General features: G+C 59.2%; 14 protein-coding genes. 6 read left to right on the top strand and 8 right to left on the bottom strand.

What is annotated here, in order from left to right; translation table 11 throughout:
* Positions 1-3 precede the first annotated feature (3 nt).
* Both TRIHO_RS07645 and TRIHO_RS07640 read right to left on the bottom strand, forming a co-directional pair.
* Entirely contained in the window at positions 4-480 is a 477-nt protein-coding gene (locus TRIHO_RS07645; RefSeq protein WP_040643433.1) for a L,D-transpeptidase family protein, read from the bottom strand.
* A 99-nt stretch (positions 481-579) separates the two neighbouring features.
* The gene (locus TRIHO_RS07640) at positions 580-2,976 is read right to left on the bottom strand and encodes a heavy metal translocating P-type ATPase (RefSeq protein WP_438873632.1); all 2,397 of its coding nucleotides are present in this window, start codon (positions 2,974-2,976) and stop codon (positions 580-582) included.
* A 169-nt stretch (positions 2,977-3,145) separates the two neighbouring features.
* On the opposite strand from TRIHO_RS07640, the gene TRIHO_RS07635 reads away from it, so the two are divergent.
* A complete protein-coding gene (locus TRIHO_RS07635) occupies positions 3,146-3,415 on the top strand; it encodes a hypothetical protein (protein WP_005613342.1) in 270 nt (89 codons plus the stop codon).
* 39 nt (positions 3,416-3,454) lie between these two features.
* On the opposite strand, the gene TRIHO_RS07630 is transcribed toward TRIHO_RS07635, so the two are convergent.
* Positions 3,455-4,120, bottom strand: a complete 666-nt coding sequence (locus tag TRIHO_RS07630; RefSeq protein ID WP_005613343.1) for a L,D-transpeptidase — start codon at positions 4,118-4,120, stop codon at positions 3,455-3,457.
* 435 nt (positions 4,121-4,555) lie between these two features.
* Complete coding sequence (locus TRIHO_RS07625; RefSeq protein ID WP_005613345.1) at positions 4,556-4,906, bottom strand: ArsR/SmtB family transcription factor; 351 nt, start codon at positions 4,904-4,906, stop codon at positions 4,556-4,558.
* A 56-nt stretch (positions 4,907-4,962) separates the two neighbouring features.
* Here TRIHO_RS07625 and TRIHO_RS07620 point away from each other — a divergent pair, with 56 nt between their 5' ends.
* From TRIHO_RS07620 to TRIHO_RS07600, 5 genes are all read left to right on the top strand, one after another.
* A complete protein-coding gene (locus TRIHO_RS07620; RefSeq protein WP_005613346.1) occupies positions 4,963-5,817 on the top strand; it encodes a cation transporter in 855 nt (284 codons plus the stop codon).
* Complete coding sequence (gene lspA, locus TRIHO_RS07615; RefSeq protein WP_005613347.1) at positions 5,814-6,323, top strand: signal peptidase II; 510 nt, start codon at positions 5,814-5,816, stop codon at positions 6,321-6,323. Before TRIHO_RS07620 ends, lspA begins: the two co-directional genes overlap by 4 nt.
* 136 nt (positions 6,324-6,459) lie before the next feature.
* Positions 6,460-6,882 carry a TRAP transporter small permease subunit gene (locus tag TRIHO_RS07610; RefSeq protein ID WP_232367734.1) on the top strand — a complete coding sequence of 141 codons (423 nt, stop codon included), beginning with the start codon at positions 6,460-6,462 and terminating at the stop codon, positions 6,880-6,882.
* On the top strand, positions 6,833-8,245 hold the full coding sequence (locus TRIHO_RS07605; RefSeq protein ID WP_232367733.1) for a TRAP transporter large permease: 1,413 nt from the start codon (positions 6,833-6,835) through the stop codon (positions 8,243-8,245). Before TRIHO_RS07610 ends, TRIHO_RS07605 begins: the two co-directional genes overlap by 50 nt.
* Before the next feature lie 268 nt (positions 8,246-8,513).
* Positions 8,514-9,620, top strand: coding sequence for a cytochrome P450 (locus TRIHO_RS07600; protein WP_232367732.1), 1,107 nt, complete (start codon positions 8,514-8,516; stop codon positions 9,618-9,620).
* On the opposite strand, the gene TRIHO_RS07595 is transcribed toward TRIHO_RS07600, so the two are convergent.
* The 4 genes from TRIHO_RS07595 to TRIHO_RS07580 all read right to left on the bottom strand — a co-directional run bounded on the left by TRIHO_RS07595 (position 9,604) and on the right by TRIHO_RS07580 (position 12,220).
* A complete protein-coding gene (locus TRIHO_RS07595; protein WP_207498646.1) occupies positions 9,604-10,263 on the bottom strand; it encodes a cation diffusion facilitator family transporter in 660 nt (219 codons plus the stop codon). The two genes, TRIHO_RS07600 and TRIHO_RS07595, sit on opposite strands and share 17 nt — an antisense overlap.
* A 107-nt stretch (positions 10,264-10,370) precedes the next feature.
* Positions 10,371-10,985: a class I SAM-dependent methyltransferase gene (locus TRIHO_RS07590; protein WP_068241747.1), complete on the bottom strand. Its 615-nt coding sequence runs from the start codon at positions 10,983-10,985 to the stop codon at positions 10,371-10,373.
* 6 nt (positions 10,986-10,991) lie between these two features.
* Positions 10,992-11,726, bottom strand: coding sequence for a cytochrome c biogenesis CcdA family protein (locus tag TRIHO_RS07585; protein WP_005613353.1), 735 nt, complete (start codon positions 11,724-11,726; stop codon positions 10,992-10,994).
* Positions 11,720-12,220 carry a hypothetical protein gene (locus tag TRIHO_RS07580; RefSeq protein WP_005613354.1) on the bottom strand — a complete coding sequence of 167 codons (501 nt, stop codon included), beginning with the start codon at positions 12,218-12,220 and terminating at the stop codon, positions 11,720-11,722. Before TRIHO_RS07580 ends, TRIHO_RS07585 begins: the two co-directional genes overlap by 7 nt.
* Position 12,221: the final 1 nt, after the last annotated feature.

The raw sequence follows: 12,221 nt of genomic DNA, 5'->3' as shown, positions 1-12,221 counted from the left end.
TCCTTAAGCGTATATGTCGATCGGTGTCCCGTCCCTGACCATGGCATAGATTTCCTCGATCTGGCGGTCAGTGACGGCGATGCAGCCTGCTGTCCAGTCGCGGACATTCATTGGGTCAGTCCCCTTGCGCGGTCCGCCGTGGATGAAAATGTCGCCACCGGGCGACTTTCCTTGGGCCTGCGCAAAAGCGATGTCTGCCGCGTTGGGATATGAGATGCCGATTGACAGGTGAAAGAGGCTGTCCGGGTTGCGCCGATCAATCACGTAGGAACCCTCCGGCGTACGGCCGTCCCCCTCGAACTGCTTGTGACCTTCGGGCGCGAAGCCTAATCCGATGGGATAGGTCCGCAAGACGTCATCCGCCCCGTCCAAAACCAGAAACCGCTCTGCCTTGTACATGCGTAGCCGGGCCACTTCGGGTCCGTTGTACGACCGGAACTTGCTGGCACAGCCTGACAGGAAGGCGGCAAATCCGCCCATCAAAAAGGCGCGCCGTGGAAATCTGGTGTTTGTCACTGCTCGACGCCCCTTTTTGCGAGGTCTGTTGGTGCCAGAGGTTACTCTAACGAAGACGTCGGATCAATGACCGTGCGCCAGTGCTCCCTTCGCCATCTGCTCGCCCACCGGTTCACCGCCCGAAGGCCCGTCCTTGATCCGATGCCCGTTCAAAAGCCGCAGCGCATTGGCGACCACCAACAGGGATACGCCTACATCCGCAGCGATGGCGCCCCACATCGAGGCCATCCCGAACGCGGTCAGCCCGACGAACAGCGCCTTGGTTGCCAGCGATATACCGATATTCTGGTGGATAATCGTCATTGTCCGGCGAGAGTGAGCAATCAGCCACGGCACTCGAGCCAGATCGTCGGTCATCAGCGCGATATCGGCCGTCTCGATGGCCGCGTCCGAACCGACAGCCCCCATGGCGATGGCATAATGCGCCCGCGCCATCGCCGGTGCGTCGTTCACGCCGTCACCGATCATCGCCACCATGTCGTGGGTTGCCACCAGTTCCTCGATGGCCGTCACCTTGTCTTCTGGCAAGAGATCGGCACGCACCTCGTCAATGCCGACCTCGGCCGCCACTGCACGCGCGGTGCGCTCGTTATCGCCGGTCAGCATGACGATTGTCTTCACGCCCTGCGCGTGTAGGCGCGCAACGATCCCCTTTGCATCTGGGCGGATGCGGTCGCGAAGCTCCAGTACGCCGGTCACGCCGGTCTCGTCACCCACGGCAACGAGGGTGCTCCCTGCCCCTTCGATCCGATCCCGCAGATCCGCCGGAATGGCATTGCCGAACCCCTTCTCTTCGGCGAAGCGATCCGAGCCGAGCCAGATAGCGCGCCCGTCGGCGCGTCCTTCCAGACCGCGCCCGGGCACGGTGCGGGTGTCCTCTGCGGCAGACACGGAAACACCATCGGCTTCGGCGCGCGAGAGGATGGCGCGTGCCAGCGGGTGTGAAGACCGCGCCTCCAGACTTGCTGCCAGCGCCATGAGATCGCGTGCGGAAACGCCGACCAGTGGGTGAACCGCCGCCACCTCAGGCTCGCCCATGGTGATCGTCCCGGTCTTGTCCATCGCCAGTGCCGTGGTCCGCCCCGGCGCCTCGACATAGGCGCCGCCCTTGATGAGCACCCCCGCCCGCGCCGACGCGGTCAGCGCCGCCACGATAGAAACCGGCGTAGAAATGACCAGCGCGCAAGGACATGCGATGACCAGAAGGACCAGAGCATTGTAGAACCAGTAGTCCCAGGCGCCGCCGAGCAGCAGTGGCGGCACCAGCGCGATGGCGATCGCCAAAGCCATCACGATGGGTGTGTAGATGCGCGCGAACTTGGCCACCCACTGTTCGACCGGCGCGCGGCGGGCATGGGCATCGCCCACCATGCGAATGATTTTCGCGAGCACCGTGTCCGAGGCGGCCTTCGTCGCCCGCACCGTCAGTGTGCCCTCGCCGTTGATCGTGCCGGCATAGACCTCGTCGCCGGGTTCCTTGGGCACTAGCGCGCTTTCCCCAGTAATTGGGGCCTGATCGACGGCCCCTGCCCCGTCCACGACCTCACCGTCGAGGGGGATCCGGTCGCCGCCGCGCACGATAAACCTTGCATTGACTGCCACGGCCGCGGCCGGAACGTCGGATTCAGATCCGTCGTCGTAAAGAACCCGCGCCGTTGGCGGCGCCAGATCGAGGAGAGATGAAACCGCGTTGCGTGCGCGACCGACACTCCAGCTCTCAAGATAGAGCGACAAAGAGAAGAAAAACGCGACCGTCGCGGCCTCGAAGAATTCGCCGAGCCCGATGGCTCCTGCAACGGCCACCACCATCAGTAGGTTCATGTCTGGCGAAAGTCGCCGCGCCGAAGACCATGCCTTGGGCGCAACCAGCCAGACCCCAAAGAGGATCGCGACGGCGAAGATCCCTGCTTCCGCCATAGGCATAGGCACCTCGCCATGCCCCGCAAAGAGCCCGAGCGCGCCGCCCATGCCGGTCTCGACAATGTGAAAAAGGAATCCCGCCGCCCAGAAGCCGCCGCTCAACGAGGTAAAGCGCTTCTGACGTGCCAGATGCGCGGCCTGATCCTCTGCTGCGTTGTCGGCGTCCCACGGTTTTGTGCTCATGCCGGTACTCGCGACCAGTTGCGAAACCTCGTTGTCCGAAATTCCGACTGCGGTATCCAGAATCGTCATCCGACCATTGATGACATCGAACGCCAGATGCTCAGTCCCGCCGACTTTTGGACCGACCACCCTATTCAGGATTGCCACCTCTTCGGCACAATCTAGACCGGAAACTTGAAAACTTCGCCCATTCGAGGGGATGGATTGTGCCGGTCCCGTGTTGGCTCCAGCACCGCAGCACGCAGCACCTTTTCCATGAGAGTGGGGAACTACGCTCGCATGTTTGTGATCATCACCATGATCGTGACTGCAGTCAGAGCTGTGCTTGTGGTCGTGGCGGTGGCCATTGGAAGACATGGGATTGACCTCGGGATTCGTTCATTCCACATTGAGATAGCCCCTACAGTAACTAGAGCTTCAAGAGCAAAAACAGAAACTTGGTCAAATAAGGACACAGACCTGCGGAACCTTGAAACGCGCCGCTAAGTCTGAGGACGCGGCTGACCTGCCAAAGAGTGAGATAGATATGCTTCAAAAATATGCGGTGATCATGGTTGCAACATTGGCCCTGGCTGGCTGCGCGGTGCCTTCTAAGGAAGACAACGATCCATTCAGGATCGGCAATGTTCCAGAATCTGTCGCAGCCCTCGCTGCACCCGACCAGGATCTCATCACGGCACGGCTACGTCCCGAAGATAATTGCTATTGGTATGCCCATAGTGGGCCGGTGGAAACGACCTTGGTCCCGTTGCGATCAGCAGGCGGCAATCCCATCTGCGTCGCGCGCCAATCCTGATTGACGCGTTCAAGCGTCGGATTGACGGCGCGGCTTGGGTCAACTCTGCGGAGTCACGCTGTCCTCGGCCGAATATAGGAACGCCGTCGAGCCAATCTCCACATTCGGATACAGATCGTTTATGTGCGCCATGACCATCCGGACGCAACCGGAACTGGCTCGGCCGCCGATGCTTCGCGGCTGTGGTGTACCGTGGATGCGCAGATAGGTGTCTCGGTCCCCGACATAGAGATAAAGCGCCCGTGACCCGAGCGCGTTCTCAGGTCCGGGTTCCATACCGTCAGCGATGTCGGCGTAGAGCTCCGGGTCGCGGTCAATCATGTTCTGTGTTGGCTGCCAATGCGGCCACCTGACCTTGCGCTTGATCGTGTAGACGCCTGGCTCATAAAGTTTGCCACGAGCAATCGCTACGCCATAGCGCATCGCCGTGCCGCCTTCCTCGATATGGTAAAGATAGCGCGCGACAGCATCGACATGGATGTCACCGGCCACAAGACCATCTTTAGTTATAACCCGCTGCGGCAGAAAGCGCGGGTGCAGGCCCCACGGGTTTGATGTGGCTGGGTTATAGCCCGGCGGTGTAATCTGTGCATCCCAAGCCGCCTTTTCCGCTTCAGTGGGCCAGGTGTCAGCGAGGAGCGGACTCGAGATAGACGCCGAGAACAATGCGGCAGTCGTCTGGATGAAGTGTCGTCTTGTCAGCATATAGATTGCTCCGTTCACGCATTGGACGGCAAACCGAACCTTACCCCGAACGCAGTGTTGTTCGCCCGGGAAAGAGTGAGGCGTTATTGGCAACTTGCTCCATGGTGCCGTTCTATGTCGGTGGCTTAACTCCTAAAGCTACTAGAGGTTCAAGAGAAATTTTGATGCCAGACGATCTCGGTAATACTTCGGGCCCGTTCGTTTCTTTATCAGTCTAAGCGCTGTCACGATCTGTGGGGTGAAACCAGGCTACTGCCACGATGCCGGGCCTCGTCTTGATCTTCGCTTCAATTGTGATCCTTAACTCGCTATGCCGAGCAGTTAAATTGAGCGCTTTCAATAATGGGTCTTTTCAACACGTTTGGCAGCAAGCCCCATATAAAATTTTGCCTCACGCGGAAGTGGTCGTGATGACGTGCATTGGGATATTATCGTTCACGCTTCGCGATAATTGTCACAAGCCCCAACACCTTCTGCGACCACATCAAGCAGGGCGTCTACATCATTTAAAAGAGCTGCTATGCGCGGACTGCTGATCCGGTAGCGAATGAAGCGCCCATCGCGGTCGCTGGCGACAAGTCCGCAATCCAGAAGGCATCGCAAATGATTTGACACGTTGGGCTGCGATAGCCCTGTGCGTTTGACGATCTCGTGAACAACCAACGGTCCTTCACACAGCACGCCTAGTATCGCCAGTCGGCTCGGGTCGGCAAGACCGCGAAAGAGCTTTGCCCTACGCTCGATGCCAGCGGCCGCAGCATTGCGGTCGGCGAAGACTTGCATCATATCACTCCTTGCTGATATGTTTGAACTTGATCCACTTTAGCAGGAGTATTGCACCGATGGCCAACACCGAAAGCACCGGATCGACAGCAGATACGCCGCCCCTCCGTTACCGGGTTTCCGGAATGGATTGCGCCAAGGATGCCGCCCAGATCGAGCGGGCGGCGCAGTCTGCGGGTGTCGCGCCCGACGCAGTGAAAGTATCAGCGGCGACCCATATCATGACTCTGAAAGTCCCTGAAGCAAGCCTGCCGGAGATTGAAAAAGCCGTTGAGACAACGGGATATGGGTTCGACCGCATCGAGAGCGACGAGGACCTTCAGCAAAGTGCGGCCCATCAGGACCCGGGCTACCGCCGCGCGCTCTGGATCGTCGTGATTCTAAATGTCGGTTACGGCGTTCTGGAAATGATTGGTGGGTTTCTTGCCGGGTCACAGGCGGTGAAGGCCGACGCGCTGGATTTTATTGGTGATGGCGCGATCACCTTCCTCGGCCTGCTGGCCATCGGTTGGAGTCTTCTCTGGCGGGCGCGGTCGGCCCTGATCCAAGGCATCTTCCTTGCCCTGCTCGGTCTTGGCGTCTTTGGGACAACCATCATGCGGGCATTCGAGCCGACAACCCCAGACGCCACGCTGATGGGGCTTCTGGGCCTGATTGCTCTTGTGATCAATGTCATCTCCGTGCTGCCGTTGCTGCAGTACCGGAAGGGGGACGCGAACATGCGTGCCGTCTGGCTGTTCTCGCGCAACGACGCCATTGGCAATGCGGCAGTCGTTGTCGCGGCCGGTCTGGTGGTTTGGCTGGGTAGCGCGTGGCCCGACCTCATTGTCGCCTTCGGCATCGCCGGGTTATTCCTGCATTCTTCCTGGTCGATCATCCGCGATGCACGCTCCGACTTGAAGGCGGCGGCATGAACAACCGCGTTCTGGGTGGGCTCTGTGCGATTGCAGCTTTCGGTTTCGATCAGGGCACCAAGGCGCTTGCCCTGAACACCCCGGCGCTTGAGAACGGGGTCGAGGTTCTGCCCTTTCTCAACCTCGTGCGGGTTTTGAACGATGGGGTCAGCTTCGGTATGCTCGGCGGGGTCGTACCCTGGTGGGGTCTGGTCGCACTTGCTGCCGTGGTCGTGGCATGGCTGCTGATCTGGCTATGGAAGGCTCCGGACGGGCTGACAGGTGCGGCGCTCGGTCTGATCATCGGAGGCGCGCTTGGCAATATCCTTGACCGTCTGCGCTATCAGGCCGTCCCTGACTTTCTCGACTTCCATTACGGGTCATACCACTGGCCGTCCTTCAACTTGGCTGACGTGGCGATCTTTTGTGGGGCAGCATTGCTGTTCTGGGACAGCTTTCGCACCTCGAAAGTCAGGCCGGAAAATCGGGAACAAGACAATCGCAAGGGAGATGTCACGGGGGGATAACAGCTAACAGGCAAAGAACTTTGGGAGGGAATTCGGCTTGAGATTTTTGGATTGGATTGACCGTGGCATTCACGGCATCGGCGTCGTGACTGCGTGGCTGACAGTTGTTTCGATTGCTGCTTATGGCGCGCTTCAGATGCTGGATCGCAAGCTACAACTTGGCGTGTCAAGCTATTTGCCCGACCTGTCCACGTCACTGCTGTTCATCCTGATTTTCTTGACCTTTGGGTATACCTATCTGCGCGACGGTCACGTGCGCGTTGATGTTCTTCGCAGACATTGGTCCGCCCGCCGCATTGCGTGGATCGAACTGATTGGCGGCCTTTTTGTCCTTCTGCCGCTCGCCGCCATCCTGACCTACTACGGATGGGACGGTTTGATGCGCACCACGAAATACGCGGAAACCCAGTTGTGGGCACAACGCATTGCCGGGGTCATCGGCCCCATCCTGCTGGCTCTTGCCGGGATGATCGTAGCCCTTCGCAACATCGCCTTTCTGACAGGGAGACGTGCGCAAGGTGCACCGGAACAAGCAAGCGGCCTGCACAATGGTGAATGAGGTCTTCACGGTTGCCATGCTTGTCGTGATGGCGATTGGGGTTTTCAGTGGCTTTCCGGTGGCGCTGGTGCTCGCGGGGACAGGCTTCTTGGGGTTTGTCGCTGCGGTTTGGGTGGGGATCATTGATTTTCAGCATCTGGGGCTGATCTACCTGCGGGCCCGTGGTGTACTGACCAATGAATCAGTCCAATTCACCAGCGTTCCAATGTTGATTTTTCTTGGCCTGATCCTGAATGCCAGCGGGATTGCCGAAACCATGTTTCGCTTGCTGGGGCGTCTTCTGACAGGCGTTCCCGGTCGCTACGCCATTGCGACTTTGCTGATCGGCCTCGTTCTTGCGCCCGCCGCCGGGGTGATCGGTGCTTCCGTCATAACTGTGGCGTTGGTGGCCTATGCCCCGATGATGGCGTCGGGCTACGCACCGCGAACCGCAGGAGGCGCTGTCGCAGCTTCTGGAGCATTGGGTGTCGTGTTCCCGCCAGCCGTGATGCTGTTCTTCATCTCGAACGTGTTCTATCTGCGCATCGGATTGATGTATGTGGCCCTCATCGTACCTGTGCTTCTGATGGTCATGGCCTTCGCGGTCTACTTTGCGGTCACGTTGAGAAAAACGGTCGAAATCCCGCTGGACACACCCAAGACCAATCTTGTGTCAGACCTCTTGTTTGTACTCGCGTCTGTCGCGGTCATCGCATCCATTCCGCTCAGCATCATTCTGGGCTTTGCGACACTAACAGAGGCGGCTGGAGTAGGGGTTTTTGGCGCGCTATTGGTCGCGCTGGCGCGAAAGCGCTTGTCTTTCTCATCGTTGAACTCTGTCACGGTGCAGACAAGCACGATGACGTCGATGGTCTTCTTCATCGTATTGGGCGCATCGGTATTCTCGCTCAGTTTCCACCTGGTCGGTGGACCGGACGTCATCTTCGAGTGGATATCCGCATTCGATCTCACCCGGTGGGAACTGTTGGCGATCCTCCTTGGCGTGATCATCATACTTGGGTTTGTTTTTGACTGGATCGAGGTGCTGCTGGTCTTTGTACCCGTACTGATGCCGATTATTTCAGATCTCGACTTCGCAGATCACGTCGGCTCTGCCTACTTTGCGCAGATCTGGATCGCTGGCCTGATTGCGTTGGCCTTGCAAACGTCCTTCCTGACGCCTCCCTTCGGCTATGCCCTGTTTTTTGCTAAGATGGCGGCACCGAAGGGTATCAACCTATCCGATATCTATCGCGGAGCGGTACCTCTTGTTGCCATTGAGATCGTATTGATCGTGGCGCTGATCTCGTTTCCTCAGCTTATCACTTGGCTCCCCGAAATGGCCCTTGGGGATGCGGATGCGCCGCAGCTGATCCAGCGGTGACAGATGTTATGGGCGCGGACGCCGTGCTTTCCTTCGGAGCGGCACTGCTGTTTCGGCACCGTGCCCGCCCCGCGAACGGCGAGGCAAAAAAGGCCAGAAAAAGAGAATAGAAACAGGAGGATAGCCGATGTCTAGCATGCCATCTGCAACAGGCTTTGACAGCACACTCGCCCTGCTGCGCAACCCGTATGGGTTCATTCGGCAAACTTGCCGCCATCTCGACGCAGACCTCTTCGAAACGCGCATTCTTCTTCACAAGACAATCTGCATGACTGGCGCTGCCGCGGCAGAAGCCTTCTATCGGGAAGAGCAGCTGATCCGCGAAGGCTCGATGCCAAGCCGCATACAAAAGACCCTATTGGGTGAAGGCGGCGTTCAGGGATTGGACGACGCTACCCACCAGCACCGCAAGAAGATGTTCATGTCGATGATGGGGACCGAGCATATAGCCGCGCTTCAGGGCATGTCACTTCACATGCTGGACAACTTTGCGCCGGACTGGGAGGCGAGGAACGAAGTCGTTTTTTACGACGAAGTGCGCGAAATGCTCACGAGAGCCGTTTGCGCCTGGTGTGGGGTTCCGATTCCCGAGGCGGAGGTGGCGACCCGAACGGCGCAGCTTACATCGCTTTTTCAGGACGCCGGTGCCATCGGCCCGAAACATTGGGCCGCGCGACTGGCGCGCCACCGCCTGGAAAAATGGGCAGCACGGATGATCCAACAGGTCCGCGATGGCGAGCTTCAGCCGACGCAGGAAAGCGCCCTTCATTTCATCGCGACATGGCGCGATCTCGACGGGGAGTTGTTGAACCCCAGGGTGGCCGCCGTAGAGTTGCTGAACGTCTTGCGTCCAACCGTGGCGGTGTCTGTATTCATCGTGCAGACGGCGCACGCCCTGTACAGGTACCCAGAATGGCAGGAGAAACTGCGGAACGACGAAGGACTGCTCGAACCCTTCGTTCAGGAGGTCCGCCGCCTCTATCCATTCTTTCCTGCGGTCGCGGCACGAGTCAAAAGTACTTTCGAGTGGCAAGGGTATCGCTTTCCCAAAGGACACCGGGTTCTGCTGGACCTCTATGGTACGAACACCGATCGGCGTTCATGGGATGCGCCACTTGAGTTTCGGCCCGAACGGTTTCGGGGCCGCGCCGAAAACCCCTACGACTTCATTCCACAGGGCGGCGGCAACCACTACACGAACCACCGCTGCCCGGGTGAATGGATCGCGATCAGTCAGATGAAGGCGTTTTGCAGGTATCTTGTGAACGACATCGACTACGATGTGCCGGATCAGGATTTGGAGCTTGACCCAGGAGAGCTGCCATCACTGCCCCAGAACCGGTTCATCATGCGCAACGTCAGGCGTCGGCAGTAGCTTCGGCCTCACCCGGCCCGACCGACCGCGCATCCTTCGTGGCCTCGAACGCCTCCCACGCAACGTAGGGCACGATCAGAAGCGCCGCGACCGGATCGGCCCACCACCAGCCCATCCATTGCGTCAGACCGATTCCGGCCAACACCACAATGGTCTGGTATTCGCAGATCATGGTATCCTTGGCATCATATTTCAGGGCGGGTGAATCGAGCCGCTTGCCGTAGCGATACTTGCCCCAGGCCAATAGCGGATTGACCACTAAAGAGACAAACAGGATCGCGATCCCCCACCAATTGAAGCCCGGTGCCTCCTGCGAGATGAAGGCGGACACCGCCTCGTAGAGGATCGCGGCGACGACGATCCAGAAAGCACAGGCGACCACATAGAGCGCGACCTTGTTGCGATGCAGGACCGTGCGCTTGTCGCCACCGTCCTTCTCGGCCTTCAAGCGCCAGATCAGCGTCCCGGCTGAGGTGGCTTCGACCGTGCTGTCGAAACCCCAACTCACTAGTGCGGCGCTGCCGGTCAGAAGTCCAACGGTGACGGATACGACGACCTCGATCAGATTGTAGACAAGGCTGGCGATCTCGACGCGGATGCCGCGTGTCAGATTGGTTTGTCTATCATTTTTCTGCTTGCTCATGATGCGGTAACCCCTGATATATTCTATAAGTTCCCGCCGAGAGTTGGTTACCTTGTCATCAGTATCTCGCCATTTGGAAGCCGACATTGTTCTCCTTCTAAGCTGCCTCAATAAAGGCGAGCTTGCCCCTCATACATGAAAACAAAGGGTTTCGGACCTTTCGCGTAGCCGGTGTCGAGCCGCTCCATGCGGAAGCCGTTCTGCTCGACCAGAGTGTCTGTCTGGCGGTCAAGGTGACAGTTTCCGGCACAACGTTTCCAGGCAAGCGTGAGCCAGCGCTGCCAACGCTGGACGCTGGGTTCCGGCGCTGTTCCATGCTCGACGAAGCGGAAGACGCCGTCAGGTTTGAGAACGCGCTGGATCTCGGCCAGCACCTTCTCCGGTTCCGACACGCTGCAGAGCATCCAGGTAGCAATCACGCAGTCAACGCTGCGATCTTCCAGCGGCAATGCTTCGGCCACGCCCTCGATCATCTCCGTTGTCGGTGTCAAGCCCTGAGAAGCCTCCGCGGCCTGATTAAGGAGTTCCGGCGACGGGTCCACACCGACGATCTGATCCACGGCGTCGGGGTAGAGCGCGAGGTTCAGGCCCGAGCCGATCCCGATCTCCAGCACGCGCCCCTTCGCACCTGAGACTGCGCGCCTTCGGTAGGGAAGAAGCTGTTCCTGACCCATGGTGAGATGCGTGAGGCCCGGAAGGATGTGTTTTTCGTAGAACCGCATGAGCTGTTATCCTATTCGTCCAAGAACCGGAAACGCATCAAGCATCCAGTACGACAACGCGCTCAACTGTCCCGTCATCATCGCCACGCCCATGAGGATCATGACGACGCCCGCAATCTGGTGAAGGCGACGGCCGACCCGGCCGATGGCGCGGAGCCGGCCCGCGATCTGATCGGTGAAACCGGCAACGATCAGAAATGGTATCCCGAGGCCAGCGGAATAGACGGCAAGGAGCATGACGCCTTCGCCCATCGTGGCGCTGGCCGCGCTGGTTGTCAGGATCGCGCCAAGAATTGGGCCGATACACGGCGTCCAACCGAAACCGAAAGCAAGACCGAGGACATAGGACGCAGCGGGTTGGCCCCCGGGGATGTTGAGATTGAACCGGAAATCGCGTTCCATCACTGAAACACGCGCGGCCCCGATCATGAAAAGCCCGAAGACAATGATGATGCCGCCCCCAACGAGGTTGAGTTCATACCGCCACCGAAGAAGGGCCTGACCCAATGCTGTCGCGGATGCGCCAAGCCCCATGAAAATGGTGGAGAAGCCGAGGACAAAACACAGGCTCAGCCAGACCGCGCGCGACGGCGAGGCCGCAGCCGCCCCGCCTTCAGCGGCTGTGCGCCCGGCCACGTAGGAGACATAACCTGGCACAAGAGGCAGCACGCAGGGAGACAGAAACGATATCGTACCGGCCAAGAGCGCGGCGGTGAGGCCCAGAAGCGAGATATCTACCATGAATCACCTTCACCCCTGAAAAGTTTGCGCAAGGGCACTCTTGTGGCAGCCCGATATGCCAGGGTCGGAACGATGATCCATTGCAGCAGGGGCGTGAGACCGGCGTCGATGACGGGTACCACCGGCATGATGTCGCGATAGGCCCAGGCCGCCCGGATCACGATGTTCAGCCACTCGCTGAAGATCGTGTAAGAGACGCCCAGGGCCACGGCCAGAAGCAGGACGCGCCCTGCGCGTTCCGACGGCCATGCGTGCCCTCCGACAAGAAACAGGGCGAGCAAGAGCGTGCTCATGGCGATCAACAGGTCTCCGCCGGTGCAGTGCACGACCGCGAACGCAATTTCTCCCCAGGTGCCTTCGACCCAGATCGTGTAGAGCGGGATATGTGCCATTTCCCAGATCAGATGACCGACGGCGGTATAGACAATGTATCGGCGGATGACGGACAGCCATCCGGTATCGCTTGTCTCAAAGGTTTCTGTGTTTGCTGTCATG

The sequence above is a fragment of the Tritonibacter horizontis genome, from assembly GCF_001518015.1.
GTDB lineage: Bacteria > Pseudomonadota > Alphaproteobacteria > Rhodobacterales > Rhodobacteraceae > Epibacterium > Epibacterium horizontis.
Note: the sequence above shows the minus strand (reverse complement) of the source record. Positions and strands in the feature narration are given on the sequence as shown.